We start from the raw sequence: 25,762 nt of genomic DNA on the forward strand, positions 1-25,762 counted from the left end.
TGAAACAAACAACCTGTCACCACGATCACTGATAATGTATGTTGAGTTGCTGTCTTGAATTAAGGTAATGTTTAAGAAATTCCCCCCTCACACCCCGCTCATTCTTGGACTAGGTTCTGGGGTTGCCCTTTTTACTCTCACCAGTCTCTTTCTCTTTCACCCGAAAATTCTCGCTTGGCTCGATCGCAATAGTGCTTCGGTTCCTAGCCAAGATCCTAACCAACCCTCTGCCGTAGTTGATAGCGCTTCCCTACCACAAACCGAGCGAGATGTCAAGTTAAAAGATGTTGCTGATGCCAACGCGCCCTCTTTAGATCGTAGTCGCGCCCGCTATCTCTTGGCTATGGATTTATTGAGAAAATATGAAGGGGGTCCGGCTTTAAAACAATTAGAAGGCTTAGAAAAACAATATCCTGTCCTCGCTCCCCAGATTCTCCTCAAACAGGGACGCGCCCACGAATTAAGCAATGATAGTGAAAGAGCGCGAGAAATTTGGCAAAAATTACTGGAAACCTATCCCCAATCGCCCGTAGTGGCGGAAGCTTACTACTCTTTGGGCAAATACGACCCCAGTTATCATGAAAAATTGCTCAAGGAATACCCCCGACACCCGCGTACTTTGGCTTTAATTCGCCAACGTCTTCAAGAAAATCCCGATCAATTTCCCTTATGGTTGCAGTTAGCCAAGGCTAATCCTTTTGATCCTACCCTCAATCAAGCCCGCGATCGTTTGGTGAAAGACTACGCCGAGCAGTTAACTCCGGCGGATTGGGCAATGATTGGGGCGGGTTATTGGCAGTCGGGATTGTACGAAAAAGCCTATAAAGCCTACGCTAAAGCCACTCCTAGCCCCGAACAAGCCTATCGTTACGCCCGCGGGCTACAAATTGCCAAAAAACTGCCAGAAGCTCGCACCGCTTACCAAAAATTAATTAAAACCTATCCCCAGGCCCCAGAAACCGGTTTGGGATTACTGCGACTCGCTCAAATTTCTCCTAACCGCGATGCCATAGCATATCTCGATCGCATTGTCAAGCAATTTCCCGATCGCGCTCCGGAAGCTTTGGAAGCGAAAGCCAAATTACTGGAATCAACTAATGCTCAGGCCGCTAGTCAAACATGGCAGACTCTATTAAATAAATACCCAAAATCCGACGAAGCCGCCGATTATCGCTGGTTAATGGCCCAAAGAGCTGCTAAATCCGGTGATTACGCCAAGGCGTGGCAGTGGGCGCAGCCAATTGCGGTTAATAATCCCGATAGTCAAATTGCCCCGAAAGCGGCCTTTTGGGTGGGAAAATGGGCGCAAAAACTCGGCAAAAACCAAGAAGCAAAACAAGCTTTTACCTACACTATTTCTCGTCATCCCCATTCCTATTATGCTTGGCGCTCGGCGGTCTTATTAGGTTGGGACGTGGGGGATTTTACCACTGTCCGCTCCTATAATCCTACCACCGTCAAACCCGCCACTCGTAACGATCCCCCCGCTGGTTCGGAAGCTTTCAAGGAATTATATCGAATTGGTGAAGATACGGACGCTTGGAATCTCTTTCAAGCAGAAATTGTCGATCCTTGGAATTTAAGCGTTGATGAACAATTTAACCTCGGTGTCTATAAACTCTCTCGCAATCAAAATTTAGAAGGAATTAACCTGATTTGGCGCTTGCGAGAAAGAGATACCCCGGAGGAAAGGGAAGCATGGAAAGCCCTGCGACAAAATGATAAATACTGGCACGCTTTATTCCCCTTTCCCTACTACAATACTATCCTGGAATGGTCAAAAGATAGACAATTAAATCCCTTGCTAGTGACGGCTTTAATCCGGCAAGAATCCCGCTTTGAAAAAGAAATTCGTTCTCCTGTGGGGGCAGTGGGATTAATGCAAATTATGCCCGATACGGGTAAATATATCGCGGGTAATACTGGCAATAAAAGTTATTCTTTAACTAATCCCGAAGATAACATTATGATGGGGACATGGTATCTCGATTATACCCACGGCAAATTCGCCGGAAATTCACTTTTTGCCGTGGCTAGTTATAATGCTGGACCTGGGGCAGTTTCTAAATGGAAACAGCGTTTTGATTTTAGCGATCCCGATGAATTTGTTGAGAATATTCCCTTTAGGGAAACTAAGGGTTATATAGAATCGGTGTTTGGTAATTATTGGAATTATCTCCAGATTTATAACCCTGAAATTCAAGAGCAAATGAAGAGAATTACTAACCCTTCCTAGGGGATTGATGGGGATGGGTAATTAACTCATTCCCTTAAAGTTATAATTAAATTGAAGATATATCCCCCCTTAATAAGGGTGTGCCGATCCCCCCTGCCCCCCTTGATAAGGGGGGTGCCGATAGGCGGGGGGATCCCCCTTAATAAGGGGGCATCTGACAGTTTTTAACACCTAGCTACTTACTAACTTTTTTCTTGATTATGCAATCATTTAACTGGCAAACCGTCGATCGAGATTCTCCTTTTACTCGCCTAGATTTTCGGACAAAATTAACCATGATGATCGTGGTTACTCTCATCGCTTTTACTTGGGAAAGTCCTCTCGCTGGCGGTTTTCTAACTCTTATTGTCGCTTTAGCTTGTCTCTGGGCGGGGGTAAAATGGTCTTATCTCCTCACTATTTTAAAATTCATGGCTCCCTTTTATCTATTCTTATTAATTACCATGGGATTTTTTAATGTGGAACAGGTAAAAGCTTTAACGGGAAAAACTGAATTAACTCCCTTATTAACTGTCGGTTCTACTAAAATGACTGTGGAGGGAACCCTCTACGGTTTAAATGTTATCTTTAAAACTCTCACGATGGTTTTAATTATTCCCCTCGCTATTTTTACCACCGATATAAATCAGATGATGGTGAGTTTAACTAAAGCCAGAATTCCTTACAAAATAGTCTTTATTTTTTCCTCTACCCTGCGTTTATTTCCTCTCCTAGTAGAAGAATCTCGATCGATTATTTCTGCTCAAAGATTACGAGGATTAGCAATAGAAAAAATGGGTTGGCTGCAAAAAGGAAAAATTTATGCTTCCATCGCTGTACCTTTAATTTTAAATGCTATGGCTAAATCGCAAAAACTAGAGGTAGTTTTACAAGCTAAGGCTTTCTCTGGTGATCCTAATCGCACATTTTTACAGGAATCAATCTTAACCAATAAAGACTATTTATTAATTATTGGCTTTCTATTTTTATTGGTTTTGGCAATTATTCTCTATGTAAAATTCGGGGTGGGAAAATTTGCCTGGTTGTTTTAAAATTAATCCCTATTGTATAGCTCGATCGATCTGGGGATATAAAGCTTCTAAATCCCCAGAATTGTCCAAAACAATATCAGCTAAGGCAATTTTTTCGGCTAAAGGCATTTGATTATTAATCCGAGCGATCGCTTGTTCCCTAGTTAAGTTATTTCTAGTCATTAAGCGTTGAATTTGTTGCTCTAAACCGCAGGAAACCACCCAAATCTCTGTGACTGAATGGGTTAGTTTGGCTTCCAATAATAAAGGAACAGAAAAAACAACTATCGGGGCTTCTAACTGCTCTAAATGCCGATTAAAACATTCTCTGACGTAGGGATGAATCTGACTTTCTAACCAGATTTTTTCCTCGGGATTATTAAAAATAATCTCTCCTAACTGCTGGCGATTAAGGGAATTATCCTCAGTTTTAACTTTTCTGCCATAACGCTGAAAAATTCTCTCTAAAATTGCCGAACCTTTTTCCACTGCTTCCCGGGCATAAATATCCGCATCAAGGACAGGAATTTTGTAGATATTTTCTAAATAATTGGAAACCGTGGATTTACCACAGGCTATTCCCCCTGTTAACCCGATAATTCTTCTTGACATAAATTATTAAATTGCTAATCTCAATTAAGGTGCGTTACGCGCTCGCTAACACACCCTAAAGTTATAAACTCTCTATCTGTTGTAAAACTCTTGCTTGTACTTGTTGATAGGCAGTTTCCACATCTCCTAAATCGCGACGAAAACGATCCTTATCGAGAATGCGCGCTTGGGCATCCTCTTGGGTTTTATCCCAGAGACGACAGGTATCGGGGCTAATTTCATCACCTAGATAAATTTTGCCCGTTTTATCAACTCCAAATTCTAACTTAAAATCGACGAGAATAATCTGGCACTTATCGAAAAATTCTTGCAGATATTGATTGATTTGCAGGGCTAAATCTCGTAACTGATTGACTTGCTCCTCGCTGGCAATATCGATCACTTTTATGCGATCGGTTGTTAACAAAGGATCGCCTAAAGCATCATCCTTGAGGTAAAATTCTACAAGAGGAAAAGGTAAAACTTTCCCCTCCTCTAATCCCGTTTGCTTGCACAAACTCCCGGCGGCGATATTTCTGACTACTACCTCCAAAGGAATGATTTTAATCGCCTTGACGCGCATTTCCCTAGAACTAGGGCGATCGATATAATGGGTAGGTATTCCTAGGGATTCTAACCATTGAAATAGGGCAGTGGAGACAGTACAGTTAATTTCTCCTTTGCCGACAATTTGCCCGCGTTTTTGGGCATTAAAAGCGGTGGCATCGTCTTTGTAATAAGTGAGGAGAATATCGGGATCATCGGTTTGATAGAGAATTTTGGCCTTACCTTCATAGAGTTTTTCCATAGTTATCATCCTCGGCAATTGATAAACGAAAATCGATGGTTAATCAGATAGCGGCAGCAGTAAATTTTGGCGATCAACCTAGATAAAAAATTTAGATCATCAGGGAGATGATTGTTGAGAAAAAATAATGTATAATTGCTGCTTAAAGATAACTGCCAGCATTTTGAGACCGAGCCTTAACCTATAACCAAAAAGTGTCACGATCCCCAGGGTCAACTTTTGGCGAATCAGTCAAGTTTTTACTTAAATCCTCAATGATAGCCAACAACTGATATTATCTCCCATTACCATTACCGAAAAATCTAAAGAAATTCCGCAAAATTACCCGCCGTCGCCCTATGAATCAGAATCCTCCTAACGATGATAACCCAAATCTCCCCGATCGCCGCAAGGAGAATTTTCTCTATCCTCGCGCCCCCTACTATGGGGAATTTAAGCCAGAAAACTTGCTATTTAACGCCAATTTACAGGAATTTGCCCAAAAAGTCAGTTTTATTTGTAATCTGGAAACCGGGGGCAAAATCAGTTCTCTAGAAGCCTACCAGAAAATTAAAGCCCTCTGGAAAGACTTAAAAGAGAGCAAAAAAGGCCTAGGCATTGGGGAAAATCCCTTTAAAAAAGATGATGATACCTAAAGGATAATCAGGAAAAATCTCCTCGCTTTAAGTAGTCGTGCAAAATAAATTTCCTAGTGAAGATAGGCAAGAGGCAAGAGGCAATAGGCAAAAGCTTTATCGAAATGTGTAATTAATTTTGCTTAGGTACTTATCAAAAATACTGGGACAGAAATATTTTCTGTCCCCATAGAATTAGATGAGCAAACGCTTAAAAATTACCGTGATTTTGGATGGCAGTTTCTAATTTTGCCACCACTTCCTCGACGCTAATTACCCCTAAATCGCCCGCTGCACGGGTGCGAATACTTAAACTATTAGTTTCCATTTCCTTTGCCCCCACCACTGCCATCACGGGGATTTTTGCGGTTTCAGCATTGCGAATCATTTTACCCAAACGTTCGCCACTGGTATCGGTTTCGGCGCGAATTCCTAACAATTGCATTTTCGCTGTCACCTCTTTAGCGTAATCCAATTGAGTATCACTAACCGGTAATAATCGTATCTGGACAGGGGCTAACCAAAGAGGAAAATCGCCTGCGTATTCTTCGATTAAAATACCGATTAAACGTTCCAAAGAACCAAAAGGTGCGCGATGAATCATCACCGGACGTTTACGATTACCATCTTCAGCAACGTATTCTAACTCAAAACGTTCGGGTAAATTATAATCTACCTGTACCGTTCCTAACTGCCATTCTCTTTCGAGGGCATCTTGGAAAATAAAGTCTAATTTTGGACCATAAAAAGCCGCTTCTCCGGGGGCTTCAAAATAATCCATCCCCAAAGTTTGCACCGCTTTTCTAATCGCTGATTGTGCCTTTTCCCAAGCGTCATCGGAACCGATATACTTATCCGATTCGGGGTCACGAAAACTCAATCGCGCCTTAAAATTCTTTAATTGTAAACTCTTAAACACCGTCAAAATTAAATCAACAACGCTTAAAAATTCCTTGTCTAATTGTTCGGGAGTGACAAACAAATGGGAATCATCGACGGTAAAACCGCGAACTCTAGTTAATCCTCCCAATTCTCCCGATTGTTCGTAACGGTAAACTGTACCGAATTCTGCCAGACGCATCGGCAATTCCCGATAGGATCTCAAATCACTTTTATAGATTTGAATATGAAAAGGACAGTTCATCGGTTTGAGAACAAATCCTATTTCCTTACTAGCAGATTCCTCATCGTCTGCCATCATGGGAAACATATCTTCTTTGTACTTTTGCCAGTGACCGGAAATTTTAAACAAATCGACGCGAGCAATATGGGGAGTAACTACGGGTAAATAACCGCGTTTTAACTGTTCTTTTTTGAGAAAATCTTCTAACAAAGAACGAATTAAAGTTCCTTTGGGGGTCCATAAAGGCAATCCAGGACCGACAGAATCAGAGAAAATAAATAAACCTAATTCTTTGCCTAATTTCCGATGGTCTCGTTTCAGTGCTTCTTCCTTACGGCGCTTGTATTCGGCTAATTGTTGGGGATTTTCCCAGGCTGTGCCGTAAATGCGCTGTAATTGGGCTTTATTTTCATCCCCACGCCAATAAGCACCCGCTACCGTCTCTAATTCGATCGCTTTCGGCTCTAGTTCACTTGTATTGCTTAGGTGCGGACCGGCGCACAAATCCCACCAAGCGTCACCAAGATGATAGAGGGTGATGGGTTCTTGAATTCCCGCCAGAATTTCCAGCTTATAGGGTTCATTAATCGCTTTAATGCGCTTTTCCGCCTCTTCCCGAGAAACTTGCTCGCGAATCACCGGCAGTTTTTTATTGATAATTTTGACCATCTCTTTTTTGATGTCCTTGAGATCCTTATCGGTAAAAGGTTCCGGCACATCAAAATCGTAGTAAAATCCGGTTTCAGTCCAAGGCCCGATAGTAACTTGGGCTTGCGGAAATAATTTCTGCACCGCCATGGCCATCACATGGGAGGTGGTGTGACGAATGCGCTTGAGGTGGTCGGATTCGCTGGTTTTCGGTAGTTTAATCGGGGCTTGGTTATCCATGTCTTTTGAATTTACACCTTCTCTATTCTCTATTTTAATGGTAAAAGGAGTCTTTAGTCAGGAAAAAAATCAAGATAGATATCAATGCCATTTCCCCTCATCTCTAATCTCTAAACCCTCATCTCTATTTCTCGATGAAAAAACTAATTTTATCCTGTTTATTTTTGGGATTGGTTGCTTGTAATTCCTCGGTTAACACCACCGATAACCAAAAACCCAAGGTAATCTCCACTAGCACAATTATCGCCGATTTAACCGCACGAGTAGGCGGTGAAGAAATTGACCATCAAGACATTTTAAAACCGGGGGATGATCCCCACGTTTATGAACCGGTTCCCTCCGATAGTGTGGCTTTAGAAAAAGCCGATTTAATTCTCTATAACGGTTATAATCTGGAACCGGGGTTAATTAAAATGATCAATTCTACGGGAATTAAAGCTAAAAAAGTGGCCGTGGGAGAAGCAATCAAGCCTTTACAAATGGAAAAAGAAGGACAGAAAGTCCCCGATCCCCACGTTTGGGGTTCGGCGAAAAATGGGATAATCATGGTGGAAAAAATCCGAGATCAATTGATTGAATTAAGTCCCGAAGATAAAGAGATTTTTACTGCAAATGCCGCCCAATTAATCAGGGAATTAGAAAACCTTGATCACTGGATTACTGCGGCTATTGAAACTATCCCCTCTTCCCAAAGGCAATTAGTCACCACTCATGACGCTTTTCAGTATTATGCTCATGCCTACGGTTTAAAAGTTGCAGGAACTTTAATTGGCATTAGTACCGAAGAACAACCTAGCGCCCAAACGGTGAAAAATCTAGCCGATGCTATTAAAAATCTCCAGATTGCTGCTATCTTTGCCGAGACGACTATTAATCCCGCTTTAATTACCACTGTAGCCGAAGAAGCGGGGGTGAAATTAGCACCACAACAATTATATTCTGATTCGATCGGTGCGGTGGGTACTGGGGGCGATAGTTATGTAAAAATGCTGAAAGAAAATACTCGATCGATCGTGGAATCTTTAGGAGGAAAAGTACCTCAAGAAGGTCAATAGACCTCTTGTAAAAATCAAAAAATTGTCCTTAGAGTCAGGAGTTAGGAAGGCAGAAATACCGACAATCAGCAATTATCGGTGACTTTTAGATGATGACAAATGGATCAGCAGCTGCCTGTAAGCATCCCACCGAAAAGCTAATGCGCGGGGGGTTTGGGGGGTAGAACCCCCCAAAAGCTTGGATTGAGGGAAAAAATCGAAAGTAACGCCCGACTTTAGCAGAGAGTTTCCCCTTAAAAATCCCAACTTAGTAGATTTACAAAGCGGGGTTTATTTCCCAAATCCTTTACCGCGATTGACAGCAGGTAAACTGAGACAATTGTTAATCTGTTCTTTTAGGGTTTCATGATCGAGATTTTGACCGATAAGAACTAGCTGATTTTTCGGACTACCTTTCCATTCGTCATCTTCGAGAGTGAAACGCTTACCACTGAGGTGGAAAATATGACGTTTAGGACTTTCATCAAACCAGAGAATACCCTTAGCGCGGAAAACGCTTTCTGGTAACTGATTATCGAGGAAATACTGGAACTTCCGAATCGAAAAAGGTTGGTCACTAGCAAAGGAAATAGAAGTAAATCCATCCACCTCTAAATGATTGGAATGGTCGTGATGATCATGATCGTGATCGTGGTGGTGATCATGGTCGTGATCATGATCGCAATGGTCGTGATCGTGGTCGTGGTGATGATGGTCGTGGTGTTTTTCTTCTGTGTCGAAATATTTATCCGATTCAAATAGTCCGACGCTGAGAATTAAGGGTAAAGGAACCTGACTTTTGCTAGTACGAATAATTCTCGCTCCTTCCTTCATGTCCCGGATTCTTATTTCTAAAGAATCCACATCCGCTTCATCCACTAGATCGGTTTTATTGAGAACAATAATATCACCGTAGGTGATTTGACTTAAGGCCGCTTGCGAGTTGAATAAATCAAGACTAAAATTGGCACAATCCACCATAGTGACAATGGAATCTAAACGGGTCATTTCGCGTAATTCCGTACCTAAAAAGGTTAAAGCTACCGGTAAAGGATCGGCTAATCCCGTGGTTTCTACGACTAAATAATCGATTTTTTCGGGACGTTCGAGAACTTTATAAACCGCTTGAATTAAATCCTCGTTAATCGTGCAGCAAATACAGCCATTATTTAATTCTACCATGCTGTCATCACTGCTGATAATCAGTTCGTTATCGATACCGATTTCACCGAATTCATTGACAAGAACAGCAGTTTTTAACCCCTGTTGATTGCTGAGAATATGATTAAGAAGAGTAGTCTTACCACTACCAAGAAACCCAGTAATAATTGTTACCGGTAGCCCTTTTTTTGGCACTGACATCGTGTTAATAGCTTGTGATTCGACGGTTTGCATAATGATTTGGGGGTGAGTATTCTGTCACTAAAAAGCGATTTTTCGGGATGAGATGGCTAGTTTTTCTCGATCAAACAGTCTCCACTCGATCGCCGACTATTTTTATTGTAGATATTTTTGGACCACATCCCATCCTGTTAGGGTAACAAAAAGAAAACCCAGAAACAATAAAAGATTAGTGCCGATGTGGAGAGACCGCACTAGAGGTGGACGAGTTGTAATGTTCAGGCCGGTAATTGCCGAAACAAAAACCAGAAAAACCACCGATAAACCCGCTATCAGGTGGGAAGAGTGGCCTAAACTGCCATAATGACCGATTGTTCCCACTAATCCGATTCCCAGCAGAATTAAGACCAAAGCAACCATGATCAGGCCGCTGAGGAGATGAAAGGGTCTTAACCATTTCGGTCGAGATTGGCCCGCAAGTCGTCGATAACCCATGTTTACCCCCGAAACTGCCAGTAAAAAATAGGCAAAGAGGGTAAATCCCATCGACCAAGCGGCAATTTTCCATAACCAGAGAAAGGAGGGGAGATTCATAGGGGTGGGATTATTATTAGCAAGGAAAGGGACGACCGATCGTGTTAATTTAAGTTTACTGGACAAAAATCAGCAAGTTAGGGCTAATATGTCTCATCTCACCATCGACACGGAAAATAATCAGCGTCAACCCTTTGAATTACCGGGGGCTAAACCCCATTATAACCCCGATCGACCCGGACAAGTTAATCATATTTTTCTCGATTTAATTATTGATATTCCCCAACAAAGTTTTCAGGGCAGCTGTCAGATTACCCTCACCCCCATTCGTCAGGGAATTAGCAGTTTAACTCTGGATGCGGTGGATCTAAATATTAATTCTGTGTTCATTGAAGGTATCAGTCAACCCTTTGACTATGATCGTTCTCTCCTGACCATTCATCTGTTACAACCCACCACCGATAAACCGATTATCCTGACGATTAACTATCAGGTTAAGCAACCACAACGGGGATTATATTTTATCGGACCTGATGAATATTATCCCGATAAACCGATGCAAGTTTGGACCCAGGGAGAAGATGAAGATTCTCGCTTTTGGTTTCCCTGTTTTGATTACCCCGGTCAATTAACTACCTCCGAAATTCGGGTTAAAATTCCCCAACCCTATATCGCTATTTCTAACGGGGAATTAATCTCGGTGGAACCCGTGGGTGAGGACAGAATTTATCACTGGTCACAAAAGCAAATTCATCCTACCTATTTAATGACTCTTGCGGTGGGAGATTTTGCTGAATTATGCGACTCATGGAATGGTGTTCCTGTCACTTATTATGTGGAAAAAGGACGGGAAGAAGAGGGCCAAAGAAGTATGGGTAAAACTCCCCGCATGATCGAGTTTTTTAGCCAAAAGTTTGGTTATCCCTATCCCTATCCCAAATACGCGCAAGTTTGTGTAGATGATTTTATTTTTGGTGGGATGGAAAATACTTCCACCACAATTTTAACCGATCGCTGTTTAATTGATCAAAGAGCCAGCATTGATCATACTTGGACAGAAAGCTTAGTTGCCCATGAATTAGCTCATCAATGGTTCGGTGATTTAGTGGTGATTAAACACTGGTCTCACGCTTGGATTAAAGAGGGAATGGCCTCCTATTCTGAGGTTTTATGGACAGAATCGGAATACGGAAAAGCAGCTGCTAGTTATTATTTATTAGGGGAAGCAAGAAGTTATTTAGAAGAAGATGCTTCCCGCTATCGTCGTCCGATTGTTACTCATGTTTATCGAGAAGCGATCGAACTTTATGATCGTCATCTCTACGAAAAAGGTGCTTGTGTTTATCACATGATTCGCTCTATTTTGGGGGAAGATTTATTCGCAAAAGCGATTCATACTTTTGTGCGAGATAATGCCCATAAAACCGTGGAAACTGTGGACTTATTACGGGCGATCGAAAAAGCGACCGGGTACAATTTATTATTCCTCTTTGATCAGTATGTTTATCGCGGTGGTCATCCCGATTATAAGGTGGCCTACAGTTGGGACAATCAGAATAATTTAGCCCAATTAACTGTCACCCAAACCCAAGACGAAAAGGAACTATTCGACTTGAAAATTCCCGTCGCTTTTGCCTATCTCAACTCTGAGGATATTACCTACAATCTGCGGATTCACCAAAAAGAACAAAGTTTCTATTTTCCCCTAGCACAAAAGCCCGATTTTGTCAAGTTCGATCGGGGTAATAATTTCCTCAAAACCGTCACTCTTGAGTATCCCATCGGTGAATTAAAAGCGCAATTACAACAGGATCCCGACCCGATTTCCCGTATCTATGCAGCCATAGCCATTGCTAAAAAAGGCGGTTTAGAAGCGATCGAAGCTTTAGGGACATCCCTAGAAAATGAGCCTTTTTGGGGGGTGCGTGTGGAGGTGGCTAAACAGTTAGCAACTCTTGGTTTAGATCAGGCAGTTACTGCTTTAATTAAAGGGTTAAAAGATGAAAAAGCACAAGTACGTCGGGCAATTGTCGAGGGATTAAGTGAAATTAAAACCTTAGATAGTTATAATGCGCTTAAATCCCTATTAGAAACTGGAGATGCTAGTTATTATGTGGAAGCGGCCGCGGCACGAGGATTAGGCTGCATGGCCGTGGGACAATTGCAAAATCAAGAAGGGGAAATTATTGACCTGCTCAATCAGATTTTACAGTCAAGAAAGGGGTGGAATGAGGTAGTAAGAGCGGGCGCAATTGGCGGTTTAAGCCAGTTAAAAACCTCGCCGGCGGCTTTGGAGTCAATTTTGACCTACACGGCTTTAGGCACGCCTCAACCCCTGAGATTAGGGGCTATCCGCGCCCTGGGAGCGATTTCTTCGGGACAAACCACCGACAAATTAACCGTAATTTTGGAACGTTTAGAAACTATTGCCAAGGAAACTTTTTTCTTGACGCAGGTGGCAGTGTGTAACGCTTTAGGACAGATAGAAAATGCCAAAGCTATCGCTATTTTACAAGCTTTGAGCGATCGAACTCCCGATGGTCGTGTCCGTCGTGTAGCCGAGGAAGCAGTACAAAAAGTCCAGAAAAAATTAGGTTCCGACAAAGCAATTCAGGAAATTCGCGAGGAATTAGAAAAAATGAAACAGGAAAATCAGGAACTTAAAAGTCGTTTGACCAAATTAGAGGCGAAAAATAGTTAGTTAACCTGAGTTATCAGTTATCAGTTAGCGGACTCCTAAAAACTTATGGGTTTGGAGACTGAGACGCCATTGGGGATGCCGAAGAACATAATTAAAGACTAACTCTTTGCTTTCTGCTGTATTCCATTCGGGTTGTAGATATTTGATCACCCCTTCCGATAACTTACTTTCCTGCATAGCTGCCCATTCTAAATCCTCTGGATTAGCCACGACAATTTTTAACTCATTCACCCGTGTATAAATACTAGGATCGGGCATTTTATAAGTTTTAGGAGAAAAAGTCACCCAATCAAAAACCCCCGTAAAAGGATGAGCGCCAGAAGTTTCTAAATGTACCCGTAAACCCTGATTTTTTAATTCCTTGGTTAAAGGATCAAGATTGTGCATTAAAGGTTCACCGCCGGTAATCACCACCATAGCGGGGTTAGCCCCTTTTGCCATCTCTACCAATTCCCCCAGGGATTGTTGGGGATAACGGTGGGCATTCCAAGACTCTTTTTGGTCGCACCAAGGACAATAGACATCGCAACCTCCCAAACGGAGGAAAAAAGCATTGCTTCCCGTCCAAAAGCCCTCGCCCTGGACGGAATGGAAAGTTTCGACCACAGGATAGGTACAATGGTTTATGCTAACCGTTTTCATAGAATCAGTATTATAGAAAATATGGACATTCCCCTGAACTTTGCCAAATACATCCAATGGTCTGGCATTGCCACGCTGGTTTTTTTGGTACTTACGATTATCGCTTTTCTCGTCGGTTGGGGAATCCGCTTTCGTCTCGTCGGTATCACTAGCTTTATGGCTGTGTTGACGGTGGGGATTTTCGGTCTTGGGTTAGGATTATTTACCCGTACCGAAATTCCGGGGGCGGTGAGATTCTCCCTTGTCTATGATAACGGAGCTAATCAAGCTGTTATCTCCCTGCCCAATACTGTTACTCCCGAGCAGGTGGAAGCAACCCTAAAACAAGCCGCTAGTGACTTGTTTTCCTCCGGTCGCGCCGGTGCTGGCGGTAATAATCAATTTATCATTAGCGCTCGCACTCTCGTTCATCCTCAGCCCGGTTTATCTGCTCCTTTGTACTTAGGACAGATTAAAAAATCCTTCTCCGCCCCGGGGGATAATACTCCTGAACTACAGCTTTTTCCCGAAAGTTTCGCTAAACTTAGCCAATAATCCTTGAGGTTGTCAAAAAATGTCCAATGCTGTCGCTGTTTTGCCCCTGTTAATCGCCCCCGCACAAGTGATTCGGGGTGACAATGCCCTAGAAGAATCCACCGGCAAGTTAGGGGATTTGGGTAAACGTCCCCTCGTGGTTGGCGGCGATCGCAATTTAGCTTTTTTGTCATCTCCCCTGAAAAATCTCACTCCTAGCTATCACAGTTACGCCCCCGATTGTTCGGAAAATTCCTTAGCATATTTAAAGGCATCTGTCAAGAGTCATGAGGCAGATTTTATCATCGGTGTGGGTGGCGGCAAGGCCCTCGATACGGCCAAATTACTCGCCCATCAGTGCCATTTGCCGATCGCCACGATTCCCACCTCCGCCGCTACCTGTGCCGCTTGGACAGCCCTATCTAACGTTTATTCCGATGCGGGGGCGTTTCTTTACGATCTGTCCCTAGCCCGTTGCCCGGATTTATTAATTCTCGATTACGGTATTATCCAAACTGCCCCGAAAAGAACCTTAATCGCCGGTATTGGCGATGCGATCGCTAAATGGTACGAGGCCTCCGTCAGTAGCGGTCATTCCACAGAAACCCTGATCATTGCCGCTGTCCAACAGGCCCGGGTTTTGCGGGATATCCTTTTCCAAAAATCCCCGCAGGCTCTGGAAAATATCGGCGGGGAAGACTGGAAACAGGTGGTAGATGCCACCGTTTTATTAGCCGGAGTAATTGGTGGTTTAGGGGGCGCTAATTGTCGTACCGTGGCCGCCCATGCAATTCATAATGGTTTAACCCATATTCCCGCTTGCCATCATGCCCTGCACGGGGAAAAAGTCGCCTACGGCATTCTCGCCCAATTGCGTCTAGAGGAAATAGTTTTGGGCAATCAATTGGCAGTATCGGCCCGGGGGCAACTAATCCAGTTTTATGAACAAATTGGTTTACCGAAATCTCTAGAGGATTTAGGATTAAGAGATGTTTCCCTATCCCAGTTGCGCCACGCGGCGGCAATTGCCTGTCAGCCTAATTCGGACATTCATCGTCTGCCTTTTACGGTTTCCCCCGAACAAGTTATGGCGGCCATGGTTTCCACTACCACTGCCGATACAATGGGGCAGAAAGTTAAAGCTAATTAACGGGAATATTTTCGGGATTTATTGATAATGAAGGTTATCGAAAATTTGGGTTTAAAACCCCGTCCTTTTAGGACGGCTTTGTGCTACGATTGTAGTGGTATAGAAAACCCACCCTATTAAGTATTTTTAAGAAGACCTATCTATGGAACTAAAACCAGTACCACAAGAAATTGCAAATGCCGGTGTGCGGGCCTTGAAGACTGTTTGCTTGGCATCCAATGAAAATCAACTCTCTGAATTGCAGCCGTAGGGTGCGTTCCCTAATGCAAGTCCTACTGCTCCACCGATCGATTTTGGGTAACGCACCACGCACATTCTATCTCCCGATAGCGATCGCTAAGAGTTGAATAATTGTAAATTTTTGTCAAGAGGTGCGGTCAGATTGAAGAATAGTTGTTATAACACCAGAAAACTCGTGTTATTTCAGCCTATTGTCAGGAATTTAGTTAAACAAGGTTTTTGGCAATGTGCTATGGCTAACACGCTTTTGGGTATGATATGGGGAAATTTTTCTTGCGATTGCACTAAAATAGATGGATATACAGAAAGTTGACCCATATCGTTACCGTAGAAAGTGTTATACAAAATAATGACGGACATTTATTTTTATTACAATTTAGGGTAAAACTTATGGTTTTGAAGGATGGTTTAAGTGATGATGAGTTTAAAAAATTGATTGAACGACTTTCCTATAGAAAACAGTATAATCAAGAGGTTATCACTCTTGATGCTGTTAAAGAGAGTCTTCAAGAACTAGGATTATCTGACTTATTAATGGATAATGACATTGAGGAGGTTCGCAGACAAGTGAATAAAGAATTTAACAAACAACAAAGAAAAAATTACCTAATATTTGCTTCTGTTTTATTAGTTTTAACTATTCCCTTATCTGCTTTTGGCGGCTATAAATTTAAGGAATGGATTTCCAGTTTTTTTCAGCAATCTAGCAATTCCGATTTAGTTCAGTTATCAGAAAAATTAAATACACTTGAGTCGGAAAACAAAGATTTGCAAAGAAAAATAAAAGAGCTTGAAGATGAAAATCAATCTTTAAAAGGTTCAAATGTACCCAGTCCCTCGGCTTCATTCGCACCTGATAATGAAACTGTGTCAGAGCCGTCTTCTTTTAATACGGATAAGATTGTTAAAGTCCAATCTTTAATTTTTCAGTTCAAAGAATGTCAAAGATCAGCAATTTCTTCAACACTTCAAAATATTAAGTGTTCTCTTTTGGTGACAAGTACACAAGATAAAAACAAGCTCTATATACACGGAAATTATAATTCTAACAATAGAAGTCGAATCATTGAGGATGGTAAAGAACTAATTGCAAACAAAGTGGATTTTGGCAGTAATTCTGGCACTTATCAAGCCGACAATATTTTGATTAAAGATACTCCAATTGAGGTTATTATTACTTTTGAAAACGTTCCACAAAGTATTAATAAAGTTGGGGTAATTGAAGTTAGTTCTTATCTAGAAAGTCCTGAATTTAATGATAATGTTAAGGCCGAATTTTATAATAAAACGTTATCAAGTTCTCAATAAGTGTACTGGAGTCCATCGTGCCAGTGAAACTCCAGTTCTCTACCTTATTATGGTTTAACTGTTTATCTCAGTCACTTAAAGTTTGTTCGATAATTTTCCTGAGTTCTTTCCATACCATTTCACCTCTCAAAAACTCCCAAGGTTTAGACTCTAACACTTCTTCGTAAAAATAAACTTGCTTTTCATTAAGAGTGTAAACAATTGGTACGATATACCATAGAATATCTACCGTTTCTTCAAAGGGATTTGTCTCTGTAATTTGTTGTTTTGTTTTCTCATCTATGAAGGTTGTCATAGAGATAGAAAAACAAATATTTGTAGGTATCTTCAAGTTAAAAACAGTTTGTGAAATACCAGAAAAGTTAGAGTTTTTTTTGGCGTAATTGAAACAATTCGTTGCAAACTCTCTTAATGAGTTATCATTAACAGAAGAAAAATAGGAAAAGATAAAAAAAGCTTCTCCTCTCATTGGCAGACCACCAATTGATGTTTTAAAACTAGCTGCCTTAGCTACTTGTTTAAAAACTTTGCCATCATAGATAATATCATTGTAAATGGATGAGCAACCTTGACTGATAAGTTTTGGGTTGACTTTTACTAAGTATTTAGTGATGCGATCACTGATTACTTTTTGGTGGAGAACTGAAATAAAAGTATCTTCGGCAAAATGTTTGTCACCTAAATTCAATGTCCAAGCACTAAAATGGAAGTCTCTCATTTGCTTTTCTGTGGGATATGCTTTTTTCCCCTGTAGCCAAGGTAAATGACCGATTGGAGCGTCCAAATGCCAAGTCAGATCATTGTAACCTAACCACCGCCCATTTTTTCGCCATCCGACACGATTCGCAAAAGCATAGTAATCTTCCCCTTCTTGTTCATAGATACGAGCTTGAGTGGACAAACCAAATTTGTTGTGGCTATACTTTTTCCAAAGATTATCAAGAATAATTAAGTCATTATCAGATATTCTTTTAAGTTCAGTTGATGATAAGGCCTCATTGGGAATTTTTACAACAGAAAAATGAGAGGTTGATGTAAATTCTGGTTTATCGGTAGCTTTATAAAGAAGCCTGATCGTTTCCTGATCAGCTTCTAGCCAACTTTGTGCTTCTAGGAGTTGGCGAAGTTTGCTATAGCTAACCCCTTTATCAGAAATCAACTTATCTCTGTTTAAAAAATCATCTACGCTTTTTTGATCTTTAAATTTAAGCGTTGTTTTTTCTGACAAGTGAGGTAAAAGAGCTTCAATAATTGTATCTGCATTGCCGTTCCAAGTTTGGTATAGTTTATCATTGAGTAACGGTAAACTTTCTAATACCTTTTGTTTTTGTTTATTATCTGAAAATAAGGGAAGTACCTTAGTTTGGTCGGAATAAATTTCCTGATTGAGGACGGCAAAAAGCTCTCGCTTAGGAAAATTTTTGTTTAAAAAAGCTTCGCTCAAGACAACGATTACAAAACGAGAGATTCTTAAACCCTCATTTACTTTGGCTGTAATACTATCTCCCCATTTAATTTCAGCCCGATCATACCAAAAAGTAATGTCAGCTTTTTCTAAGCCTGAAACTAAAGGTTCCACAATCAGGAGTTTGTCTTCACTAGCATGACAAATAAATACGTCTTTCATAGTCTCTTTCATAAATGATTCTGGATGACTTAATTAGAAAAGAATTGTTAACAGATAACGAATTAGATTACTTTAAGCTTCTGATTCAGCCTCCTGTTTTCTGTCAGAGTTTGATAGGTTTTTTGAGAAAATCCATAATAAACCTAAGATTATTGCCAAACTTATCAAGAAAATGACGACTCCCATTATTAGTTGTGAGCTTAGATAATTATTCGAGACAAAAGCAATACTTGATGGTATGTTATAACTTCTATGATGAGAGAGACTATCCTCAACAGGAACCTCAATTAAAACAGACTTTGATGAGCCATCAAAAGCTGATTGATTAATTTGGAAAAATTTAGAATATCGCAATACCCAAAAAAGTGAATTCTTATTATTAGTCATACTGGTTACACCAGTCCCATATTTAGGCTCAGCAATCATTGATGGATTTTGTCCATCAAAATCAGAACGAACAATTCCGTCGCCATAATTAGGATTAAGTAAACCAATAGTAAAGTATAAAAACTTACCATCTGTTAATAAAGTATCCTCATAATTATTAATGGACAAAACTCCTTCACCTGTCCAGTTTCGTAAAATCGACAGTGCATCAATGGCTAATAAAACGGGATTGCTTATTTCTATTTTTACGAGCAATTCCGTTAATGTTTTTATCCCTCCAGATTCATTACGTATAACACCATCATCAATATGCATATAAATAAATTTCCCATCGGTTGTTAAACGTTTTGGTATTGTAGATTGCTTTGTAGATTTATCGGGAAATTCAAAAAGCATGGAAAAATTCTCCCCGTTGATATCTGATCTATAAATAAAAGGCTTTCCCTCTAAATTTTGTCCTAACCAAAAAAGAAACTTCCCGTCTGTCGTTAAAGAACTAGGAAGCCATCGTACTATTTGAGACCCGGCTTTTTGAGAAAGATCAAGAACAACAGATGGTTTAGAACTATCAATGTCCATCTTATAAACATACATGGAAATGTTATTGTCATTACCTTCTTTAAACTCATAATCATAATCCAGCCAAAAAATAGATTTCCCACTACTAACCAGATTGATTCCTGTCTCATATTTCTCCTCAATATTAAATGTTTTTGGAATATCAAGAAATATAGATGGTTCAGTGTTATTACTTCTTAAAATATAAAATATGTCTTCTTTTTTCGTCGTCCAAATTAAATTACCTTCCTTTAGTTGTCCAAAAGCAGGGTACGCAGTTATAACTAGCGACAGTATGAAGATGAATAAAATAGTCAGTAATCTTAGTGTTTTTTTCATATTTAAGCCAGATGCGAATCAATTTAGCTTTCTTGGGTTTCTTGTGATCTATAGCTTTTCAAATGGAGTCTGGACAAGGCTTTCATGGCTTAGTTACCCAAGAAACTGTTCACAATACCCTTTGTCACAAATCGCCGAGAAGAACGTTACTGAGCGTTCGGTCGAACCGTAATCAAACTTAAGGACTTAACCTCCGCATCCGCATGAATGGCTCACTGAAAAAACCTATCCTTATAATATTCCATCACCCCCTAAGCGATCAAGTCCTTACACCGAAGATTGTGTTCTATAGTCATTTCAATTAAGATTGAGAATATTAATGCCAGAGTTCATAAGGGTTTAACTGGTCTAGAGTGTATCAGACTTATCTGAAATGACTATAATTCGCTTCTTATATAACACTTGCCGATTCCTCGCCGAACATTTCTCAGGCAACTTCGCCAGTTGGCTGCTGAAAGAGACTGTCATGATGGCGAAACTCAAACCATCGGAACTTTCCCTCGATCCGATTTGAGCCGATGCGATGATTGTACTCTAATCCGAGGATTCTATTCTTCACATCCAGTTCCAAACGTTGCCAAAGGAGGAAATCCCATTTCGGATGTTAGATTGCCGAGTTCGAGGTTTGCAGGGCTTGCTTTAGGGTGGCTCTTCGTTACTTGGTATGGTTTGATCGGGGGGCATAAATCGACTAAATCCTTATCTGGCAAAAGACTTAATTGATTAGTTCGTTCTAGTCGGGTGTTGGGTAAAATCGGTGCGATCGGCTTTCTCCATGGCTCAGGTTTTAGCATATATCGTGTAAATGCGCTAATATTCAAACTAAAGCCGTCCTAAAAAGACGGGGTTTGGAACTCAATTTTTCGATGACGACAATAATCGACGAGTTAAGGCAACAATGGCAAGATCGCCTCTCTCAAACAGAGGATTCCTTAACCGATCGCCAACGGGATACCATTATCAATTGGTTACTCGGTGAAGATAGCCAACGTTGGGAAAATTTAGACGAGAGAGATTTAGAAATCGCTAAACGGGGATTAGTCTATCTTTGGCAAATTCTGCGGCAACGCTATCTGAAAGTTAATCCCACCCGCGCCTATCGTAACCTGATTGATCGTCTCGGTGCTTGTGTCACTCTCCGGCAAAAAATTCGCACTTGGGTTTCCTTAAGTCGCGATCGTCAGCAAGCGGTGGCCGATGTCTTGCAGGAAATTATTCAAGAGATGTTAAATAGCGATCGCTATCTGCAATCCCAGTTAGCATGGATCGCTCGTTGTACCAACGATCAAGCTACTCGTGATCAGCTGCTGTTAGCCACCCTAGAGGAATACGCTCTGCGTCCGATCCGCAATCAACCCCTGTTAGCCTATCGTTTTGTTAATTATCTCCGTCGTCAATCGAGGAGCGGTATCACTAATGTGCCGCGGCAAGAAATGATCAGGATTCTCTCCGATGAAATTAGTGGCGATGAGGGGGAAACTAGCTTAAGTTTACTGGATCAAAATGCGATCGCTACCTACGAAGATCAACGCACTTCCCAAGAAGCGCAAATTCTCCGGGTAAAAGTTCAAGAGAGTTTTGCTAAGTATTTAGAGGAAAATGTTAGTCCGGAGGCGGTGACTTGGTTTAACCTCTATCTAGGGGGCGAAAGCCAAGATGCGATCGCCAAAGCGATGAATATTCCCGTCCAACGGATTTATCGTATCCGGGAAAAAGTTGGCTATCATGCGATTAAGGTTTTTGCCCTCAAGGAAGGGACAGAATTAATCGCTGAATGGTTACAAATCAGCCCGAAAGAGCATAATTTTGGCTTAACTCTCAGTCAATGGCAAAGTTACTATGCTGGCCTTTCTCCCACGGGTAAAAGCGTTATCGATGGCTTAAAAGCGGGTAAAACCCTTGAGGAAATCGCTGGCGAATTAAACTGTAAACGCACACAAGTGGTCAAAGAATGGACGCAACTTTATCTAAGCGCCCAAAGTCTCAGGACAAAAACCTAATCAGTTATCAGTTATCAGTTATCAGTTATCAGTTCACTGAGAAAACTCCCCACACCCCACACCCGTTCGGACCTCGGCGTGAGCTCGGTCGAACGCTGAGCTCACGGCCGAAGCCCACACCCCACTTCCCATCCCCTTTTTGATTTTTGACTTCCAGAAATATGTGGATTATTAGCAAAAAAGTCGGGGTATTTACCCATTATTTAACCCCTACGGGTATATTTACCCCCAGCATCGACAAAGCCAGTAAATTTTCTGCTCGGGAAATGGCGGATATTATGGCTAAAAAATACGGCGGAATAGTAGAGGCCATGAGATAATTATGACCATTGGTATTTGGATTTTAGGGGATCAATTATGGACAGGACAAGCGGCTTTAGCTAATCGTCAAGCCTATTCACAGGAAACACCAGTTATTTTAATTGAATCCCACAATCATATTCGACAAAGACCCTATCATCAGCAAAAATTAGTTTTAATCTGGTCGGCGATGCGTCATTTTGCCGAAGAATTAAAAACTTTAGGATGGTCTGTCACCTACGAAGTTGCTGAAGATTTTGAACCGATTTTATCTGCTTGGATTAAACGATTAGGCATTAAAGAATTACAGATTATGATGCCTAATGATTTACCTTTTCTTAGATTAATCAAAAATCTTAATTTAGACTGTGTTATAACCCTAATTGATAATAATCACTTTCTCTGGACAAGGACAGATTTTAATAATTGGGCTAAATCTCGTAAAAGACTATTACTAGAGGATTTCTATCGAGAAAGTCGCAAAAAATGGCAGATTTTAATCGAGGATAATCAACCCATAGGAGGACAATGGAACTTTGATAAACAAAACCGCAAACCGCCCAAAGATGGATTAAAAACTACTGCTCCTCTTTGGTTTGAACCCGATGAAATTACCCTTCAGGTTATCGCTGATGTGGAAGCTTTAGATATTCCTAAATATGGAAAAATCAAACCTTTTCGCTGGGCAGTAAACCGCAGACAAGCTTTACAGGTTTTGGAGCATTTTATTACTAATTGTCTGCCCAACTTTGGCCCCTACCAAGATGCGATGGTAACGGGAGAAGAAACCCTCTGGCATTCCCTATTATCCCCCTATCTGAATCTAGGATTACTAACGCCGTTGGAAGTGATTCAAAGGGCAGAAATTGCCTATAAAAAAGATAATTTAGCCCTAAATAGCATCGAAGGATTTATCCGTCAGGTGTTGGGATGGCGGGAATATATGCAGGGTATTTATCATTATCTGGGAGAAGATTACGCTAATCATAATTGGTTTGAGCATCAACAACCCTTACCGGCTTTCTTTTGGGATAGTAACCAAACCGAGATGAATTGCCTCAAACAAGTATTATCACAGGTGGAAAATACCGGTTATGCCCATCATATTCAAAGATTAATGATTTTGAGCAATTTTGCCTTAATTTTTGGTTGCTCTCCCCAAGAGATTGAAAACTGGTTTCATAGTGTTTTTATCGATGCCTACGATTGGGTAATGCAGACTAATGTACTGGGAATGGGACAATTTGCCGATGGGGGAATTCTCGCTTCCAAACCCTACGCCGCCTCGGCCAACTATATTGATAAAATGAGTGATTATTGTCGGGGTTGTCTGTATAAAAAAAATGAACGAGTCGGGGAGTTTGCCTGTCCTTTTAACTTTCTTTACTGGGATTTTTTGGCACGACATCGAGAAAAATTAAAATTCCAAGGTCGAGTTAATATGATTTTAGGTCATCTCGATCGAATGTCGGCAGCTGAACTTAATCAAATGCGCTGCCAGTCCAACCAATTAAGAGCTATCAGCAGTCAGCTTTGAATCAGTTATCAGTTATCAGTTATCAGATGCTGGTTTTCAGTTCACTGATTACTGTTTACTGATCACTGAAAAACCCCCAACCCCCAAACCCCAAACCCAGTATGATAATTGCTATATGAGTAAATCAAAAGAAAAAAACCGGATTGCCTATCAGGAATTTGGAGATAAAAGCAATTCTCAAGCTTTTGAGCGTTCCATTCCCGAATTACCCCCAAATCAGCAGAATTTGCGAGTACAAACCTCCCGATCTGGTCGGGCGGGAAAAACCGTTACCATAGTTACAGGTTTTCAATGCCAAACCGAAACTCTGACGAAATTGTTAAAACAGTTAAAAACTGCTTGCGGGACGGGTGGTACAGTTAAAGAAAATACCATTGAGATCCAAGGAGATCATCGCCAAAAGATCCTACAAATTCTCGTTGAATCGGGTTACAAAGCCAAAATTAGCGGAGGATAGCTAAAAATGATGATTCCCTCTTGGTTGCTTATCGGTGTCGTCGGATTTTTGGTAGCGTTAGCTGGGGGATTACTCAATTCTCGCGATGTGCGTTGGTTTGCGCGATTGCGTCGTCCCGATTGGTTAACCTTTGAAGGATTAATCCCTCTTATCTGGACAATTATCTATATTTGTGGGGCAATTTCTGCTTATTTAGTCTGGGAAGCTCAACCGGCTAATCGCTGGTTTTTGATGGCTTTTTATCTGTTGGTGGAATTGACTATTACTGCCTATACTCCCGTCACCTGTAAACTACGCAGTCTCAAAGCGGGAACGATTATCGGAGGTACGGGTTTTTTCTTGGGTTGTCTTCTGGCGCTATTGGTTTTCCCTGTTTCTTCTTGGGCGGGCATCCTACTCTTACCCTACCTGATTTGGAGTCCGATCGGTACCTATGTGACTTGGGAAATGAGCCATCTCAATCCTCGGGATGTATAGATAGGTAAAGTGGGATGGGTTAAAAATTAACACATCCCACAGGTCTTATTGCCATCTACCAACTTGAAAATCTAGACTGTTTTTCTCGCTCTAACTCGCTCTACCTTTACCTTGGCAGGACTAGAGCAATCAAGGAAGTTAGGAACCTCCTGACGACAGTGAGGACAATACCAGTAGGCACGACCAACCACAAGGTGACGAAGGGTAATTCCCGAACACATAGGGCAGCTGTGCATGGATTGTTAGACGAATTTTAAACGTTTTTAAAATTGTCCTACCTCCTACTGCGATTTTAAACAAAATCGCCGCTCTTTAAATCTATCTTTAGGTAGAAACCTAGTGTTTCTTTCGATAGACTTCCCAGAAAATACCTAAGAATGAGGACGGAAAAGATGGGAGTGTTGCGGGTGATAAAGTTGCGATCGAGTTCCTGTAATCTGGTTTAAAGCGGGACTAATGAGATAAAGGGTAGTTCTAGTTAAATTTTCTCGATGGGTTAGTTGGGCCATCTCTGACAGGGGGACAACCCAGATTTTTTCGTCGGGCCAACCGAGACGGAAACAAACGGCCACCTGTTGCTCTGCCGGATAGTATCTTAGGAGTTTTTCCTGGGCTTTGTCAACGTGACGGGCGGCTAAATATAGGCATAAACTGGCTTTATGAGCGGCTAAAGAGGCTAATTCTTCACTTTCTGGCATGGGAGAGGCTTTTCCTTCCACCCGGGTTAGAATAATTGTCTGGACTAATTCCGGAATCGTTAATTCTAGGGCCAATTTGGCCGCTAATCCTTGAAAGGCACTAATTCCGGGGATTAGCTGAAAGGGGATATCTGCTGCTGTCAAAAGCTCAATTTGTTCTTGGATGGCACTATAGAGACTTAAATCCCCCGATTGCAGTCGCACCACCGCTAAACCCCGACGCACGCGATCGATCATTAAAGGGATAATTTCCTCTAGGGTGATGCTACTGGTGGGAATTAACTCGGCATCTTTACGGGTATCCTCAAGAATCTGTTTGGGGACGAGGGAATCAGCAAAGAGGATAACATCGGCTTTTTGGAGAATTTTATAGGCTTTTACCGTCAATAATTCGGGATCTCCGGGACCCGCACCAATAAAGTAAACGGCCGGGGAGAGCGCCGAGGAGTCAATTAAAGTCATACTAAATCCTGTTTAAAAGGGGTGTGGGCTTCGGCCGTGAGCTCAGCGTTCGACCGAGCTCACGCCGAGGTCCGAACGGGTGTGGGGTGTGGGGATGTGGGGATGTGGGGATGTGGGGAGAATAAATAAAAACAATCTCCTGACTCCTGAATACTGAATCCTATCATTAACCTGAACATTTGTATTT

The 25,762-nt window shown here is 41.4% G+C and carries 23 protein-coding genes; 14 read left to right on the forward strand and 9 right to left on the reverse strand.

All coding sequences use genetic code 11. The features are described 5' to 3' along the window. Positions 1-67 precede the first annotated feature (67 nt). Complete coding sequence (locus IM462_RS07365; protein WP_287701464.1) at positions 68-2,236, forward strand: lytic transglycosylase domain-containing protein; 2,169 nt, start codon at positions 68-70, stop codon at positions 2,234-2,236. A gap of 200 nt (positions 2,237-2,436) precedes the next feature. Next, positions 2,437-3,267, forward strand: coding sequence for an energy-coupling factor transporter transmembrane component T family protein (locus IM462_RS07370; protein ID WP_158201088.1), 831 nt, complete (start codon positions 2,437-2,439; stop codon positions 3,265-3,267). A gap of 9 nt (positions 3,268-3,276) precedes the next feature. Here the strand turns inward: IM462_RS07370 and coaE are convergent, their stop codons facing one another. After that, complete coding sequence (gene coaE, locus IM462_RS07375; RefSeq protein WP_287701467.1) at positions 3,277-3,858, reverse strand: dephospho-CoA kinase; 582 nt, start codon at positions 3,856-3,858, stop codon at positions 3,277-3,279. Positions 3,859-3,919: 61 nt separating this feature from the next. After that, positions 3,920-4,645, reverse strand: coding sequence for a phosphoribosylaminoimidazolesuccinocarboxamide synthase (gene purC, locus IM462_RS07380; protein WP_277882335.1), 726 nt, complete (start codon positions 4,643-4,645; stop codon positions 3,920-3,922). Between the two features lie 338 nt (positions 4,646-4,983). Here purC and IM462_RS07385 point away from each other — a divergent pair, with 338 nt between their 5' ends. Continuing rightward, complete coding sequence (locus IM462_RS07385; RefSeq protein WP_002776576.1) at positions 4,984-5,280, forward strand: DUF7219 family protein; 297 nt, start codon at positions 4,984-4,986, stop codon at positions 5,278-5,280. Between the two features lie 190 nt (positions 5,281-5,470). Here the strand turns inward: IM462_RS07385 and thrS are convergent, their stop codons facing one another. Continuing rightward, entirely contained in the window at positions 5,471-7,270 is a 1,800-nt protein-coding gene (gene thrS / locus IM462_RS07390) for a threonine--tRNA ligase (RefSeq protein WP_287701471.1), read from the reverse strand. A 134-nt stretch (positions 7,271-7,404) separates the two neighbouring features. Between thrS and IM462_RS07395 the strand changes: the two genes are divergently transcribed. Then, positions 7,405-8,325, forward strand: coding sequence for a metal ABC transporter solute-binding protein, Zn/Mn family (locus tag IM462_RS07395; RefSeq protein ID WP_287701473.1), 921 nt, complete (start codon positions 7,405-7,407; stop codon positions 8,323-8,325). 270 nt (positions 8,326-8,595) lie between these two features. On the opposite strand, the gene IM462_RS07400 is transcribed toward IM462_RS07395, so the two are convergent. Next, positions 8,596-9,699, reverse strand: a complete 1,104-nt coding sequence (locus IM462_RS07400; RefSeq protein ID WP_287701475.1) for a CobW family GTP-binding protein — start codon at positions 9,697-9,699, stop codon at positions 8,596-8,598. Positions 9,700-9,801: 102 nt separating this feature from the next. Next, positions 9,802-10,239: a DUF4079 domain-containing protein gene (locus tag IM462_RS07405; protein ID WP_194015147.1), complete on the reverse strand. Its 438-nt coding sequence runs from the start codon at positions 10,237-10,239 to the stop codon at positions 9,802-9,804. Positions 10,240-10,243: 4 nt separating this feature from the next. Here IM462_RS07405 and IM462_RS07410 point away from each other — a divergent pair, with 4 nt between their 5' ends. Next, complete coding sequence (locus tag IM462_RS07410; RefSeq protein WP_287701477.1) at positions 10,244-12,880, forward strand: M1 family metallopeptidase; 2,637 nt, start codon at positions 10,244-10,246, stop codon at positions 12,878-12,880. Between the two features lie 24 nt (positions 12,881-12,904). On the opposite strand, the gene IM462_RS07415 is transcribed toward IM462_RS07410, so the two are convergent. After that, a complete protein-coding gene (locus IM462_RS07415) occupies positions 12,905-13,522 on the reverse strand; it encodes a 7-carboxy-7-deazaguanine synthase QueE (protein WP_287701479.1) in 618 nt (205 codons plus the stop codon). On the opposite strand from IM462_RS07415, the gene IM462_RS07420 reads away from it, so the two are divergent. The 3 genes from IM462_RS07420 to IM462_RS07430 all read left to right on the forward strand — a co-directional run bounded on the left by IM462_RS07420 (position 13,499) and on the right by IM462_RS07430 (position 16,733). Beyond that, on the forward strand, positions 13,499-14,056 hold the full coding sequence (locus IM462_RS07420) for a Ycf51 family protein (RefSeq protein WP_287701481.1): 558 nt from the start codon (positions 13,499-13,501) through the stop codon (positions 14,054-14,056). The genes IM462_RS07415 and IM462_RS07420 overlap by 24 nt on opposite strands. 19 nt (positions 14,057-14,075) lie before the next feature. Further along, the gene (locus tag IM462_RS07425; protein ID WP_287701483.1) at positions 14,076-15,185 is read left to right on the forward strand and encodes an iron-containing alcohol dehydrogenase family protein; all 1,110 of its coding nucleotides are present in this window, start codon (positions 14,076-14,078) and stop codon (positions 15,183-15,185) included. A gap of 549 nt (positions 15,186-15,734) precedes the next feature. After that, the gene (locus IM462_RS07430) at positions 15,735-16,733 is read left to right on the forward strand and encodes a hypothetical protein (RefSeq protein ID WP_287701485.1); all 999 of its coding nucleotides are present in this window, start codon (positions 15,735-15,737) and stop codon (positions 16,731-16,733) included. Between the two features lie 67 nt (positions 16,734-16,800). Here IM462_RS07430 and IM462_RS07435 read toward each other — a convergent pair whose 3' ends face one another. Then, positions 16,801-18,360 carry a GUN4 domain-containing protein gene (locus tag IM462_RS07435; protein WP_287715021.1) on the reverse strand — a complete coding sequence of 520 codons (1,560 nt, stop codon included), beginning with the start codon at positions 18,358-18,360 and terminating at the stop codon, positions 16,801-16,803. A 72-nt stretch (positions 18,361-18,432) separates the two neighbouring features. After that, on the reverse strand, positions 18,433-19,644 hold the full coding sequence (locus IM462_RS07440) for a hypothetical protein (protein ID WP_287701488.1): 1,212 nt from the start codon (positions 19,642-19,644) through the stop codon (positions 18,433-18,435). Between the two features lie 373 nt (positions 19,645-20,017). Here IM462_RS07440 and IM462_RS07445 point away from each other — a divergent pair, with 373 nt between their 5' ends. The 6 genes from IM462_RS07445 (at position 20,018) to IM462_RS07470 (ending at position 24,415) form a co-directional block, all read left to right on the forward strand. Beyond that, positions 20,018-20,158: a hypothetical protein gene (locus IM462_RS07445; RefSeq protein WP_002740097.1), complete on the forward strand. Its 141-nt coding sequence runs from the start codon at positions 20,018-20,020 to the stop codon at positions 20,156-20,158. A gap of 352 nt (positions 20,159-20,510) precedes the next feature. Then, the gene (locus IM462_RS07450) at positions 20,511-21,644 is read left to right on the forward strand and encodes a HetZ-related protein 2 (protein WP_287701490.1); all 1,134 of its coding nucleotides are present in this window, start codon (positions 20,511-20,513) and stop codon (positions 21,642-21,644) included. Between the two features lie 161 nt (positions 21,645-21,805). Continuing rightward, a complete protein-coding gene (locus IM462_RS07455; protein ID WP_287701492.1) occupies positions 21,806-21,964 on the forward strand; it encodes a hypothetical protein in 159 nt (52 codons plus the stop codon). A gap of 2 nt (positions 21,965-21,966) precedes the next feature. Beyond that, complete coding sequence (locus IM462_RS07460; protein ID WP_287701494.1) at positions 21,967-23,481, forward strand: cryptochrome/photolyase family protein; 1,515 nt, start codon at positions 21,967-21,969, stop codon at positions 23,479-23,481. A 115-nt stretch (positions 23,482-23,596) separates the two neighbouring features. After that, positions 23,597-23,938 (forward strand): translation initiation factor, encoded by a 342-nt coding sequence (locus tag IM462_RS07465; protein ID WP_287701496.1) that lies wholly within the window; start codon positions 23,597-23,599, stop codon positions 23,936-23,938. Positions 23,939-23,947: 9 nt separating this feature from the next. Continuing rightward, complete coding sequence (locus IM462_RS07470; RefSeq protein ID WP_046661703.1) at positions 23,948-24,415, forward strand: TspO/MBR family protein; 468 nt, start codon at positions 23,948-23,950, stop codon at positions 24,413-24,415. A 371-nt stretch (positions 24,416-24,786) separates the two neighbouring features. Here the strand turns inward: IM462_RS07470 and cobM are convergent, their stop codons facing one another. Then, entirely contained in the window at positions 24,787-25,575 is a 789-nt protein-coding gene (gene cobM / locus IM462_RS07475; RefSeq protein ID WP_287701500.1) for a precorrin-4 C(11)-methyltransferase, read from the reverse strand. Between the last annotated feature and the right edge of the window lie 187 nt (positions 25,576-25,762).

The organism is Microcystis sp. M144S2, assembly GCF_020246065.1.
Taxonomy (GTDB): domain Bacteria; phylum Cyanobacteriota; class Cyanobacteriia; order Cyanobacteriales; family Microcystaceae; genus Microcystis; species Microcystis ichthyoblabe_A.

What these genes read in the sequence shown, in the direction of transcription:
- IM462_RS07365 (WP_287701464.1), top strand. Translation starts at nt 68, where the DNA reads ATGTTTAAGAAATTCCCCCCTCACACCCCGCTCATTCTTGGACTAGGT.
- IM462_RS07370 (WP_158201088.1), top strand. Translation starts at nt 2,437, where the DNA reads ATGCAATCATTTAACTGGCAAACCGTCGATCGAGATTCTCCTTTTACT.
- coaE (WP_287701467.1), bottom strand. Translation starts at nt 3,858, where the DNA reads ATGTCAAGAAGAATTATCGGGTTAACAGGGGGAATAGCCTGTGGTAAA.
- purC (WP_277882335.1), bottom strand. Translation starts at nt 4,645, where the DNA reads ATGGAAAAACTCTATGAAGGTAAGGCCAAAATTCTCTATCAAACCGAT.
- IM462_RS07385 (WP_002776576.1), top strand. Translation starts at nt 4,984, where the DNA reads ATGAATCAGAATCCTCCTAACGATGATAACCCAAATCTCCCCGATCGC.
- thrS (WP_287701471.1), bottom strand. Translation starts at nt 7,270, where the DNA reads ATGGATAACCAAGCCCCGATTAAACTACCGAAAACCAGCGAATCCGAC.
- IM462_RS07395 (WP_287701473.1), top strand. Translation starts at nt 7,405, where the DNA reads ATGAAAAAACTAATTTTATCCTGTTTATTTTTGGGATTGGTTGCTTGT.
- IM462_RS07400 (WP_287701475.1), bottom strand. Translation starts at nt 9,699, where the DNA reads ATGCAAACCGTCGAATCACAAGCTATTAACACGATGTCAGTGCCAAAA.
- IM462_RS07405 (WP_194015147.1), bottom strand. Translation starts at nt 10,239, where the DNA reads ATGAATCTCCCCTCCTTTCTCTGGTTATGGAAAATTGCCGCTTGGTCG.
- IM462_RS07420 (WP_287701481.1), top strand. Translation starts at nt 13,499, where the DNA reads ATGGTTTATGCTAACCGTTTTCATAGAATCAGTATTATAGAAAATATG.
- IM462_RS07415 (WP_287701479.1), bottom strand. Translation starts at nt 13,522, where the DNA reads ATGAAAACGGTTAGCATAAACCATTGTACCTATCCTGTGGTCGAAACT.
- IM462_RS07425 (WP_287701483.1), top strand. Translation starts at nt 14,076, where the DNA reads ATGTCCAATGCTGTCGCTGTTTTGCCCCTGTTAATCGCCCCCGCACAA.
- IM462_RS07435 (WP_287715021.1), bottom strand. Translation starts at nt 18,360, where the DNA reads ATGAAAGACGTATTTATTTGTCATGCTAGTGAAGACAAACTCCTGATT.
- IM462_RS07440 (WP_287701488.1), bottom strand. Translation starts at nt 19,644, where the DNA reads ATGAAAAAAACACTAAGATTACTGACTATTTTATTCATCTTCATACTG.
- IM462_RS07445 (WP_002740097.1), top strand. Translation starts at nt 20,018, where the DNA reads ATGACTATAATTCGCTTCTTATATAACACTTGCCGATTCCTCGCCGAA.
- IM462_RS07450 (WP_287701490.1), top strand. Translation starts at nt 20,511, where the DNA reads ATGACGACAATAATCGACGAGTTAAGGCAACAATGGCAAGATCGCCTC.
- IM462_RS07455 (WP_287701492.1), top strand. Translation starts at nt 21,806, where the DNA reads ATGTGGATTATTAGCAAAAAAGTCGGGGTATTTACCCATTATTTAACC.
- IM462_RS07460 (WP_287701494.1), top strand. Translation starts at nt 21,967, where the DNA reads ATGACCATTGGTATTTGGATTTTAGGGGATCAATTATGGACAGGACAA.
- IM462_RS07465 (WP_287701496.1), top strand. Translation starts at nt 23,597, where the DNA reads ATGAGTAAATCAAAAGAAAAAAACCGGATTGCCTATCAGGAATTTGGA.
- IM462_RS07470 (WP_046661703.1), top strand. Translation starts at nt 23,948, where the DNA reads ATGATTCCCTCTTGGTTGCTTATCGGTGTCGTCGGATTTTTGGTAGCG.
- cobM (WP_287701500.1), bottom strand. Translation starts at nt 25,575, where the DNA reads ATGACTTTAATTGACTCCTCGGCGCTCTCCCCGGCCGTTTACTTTATT.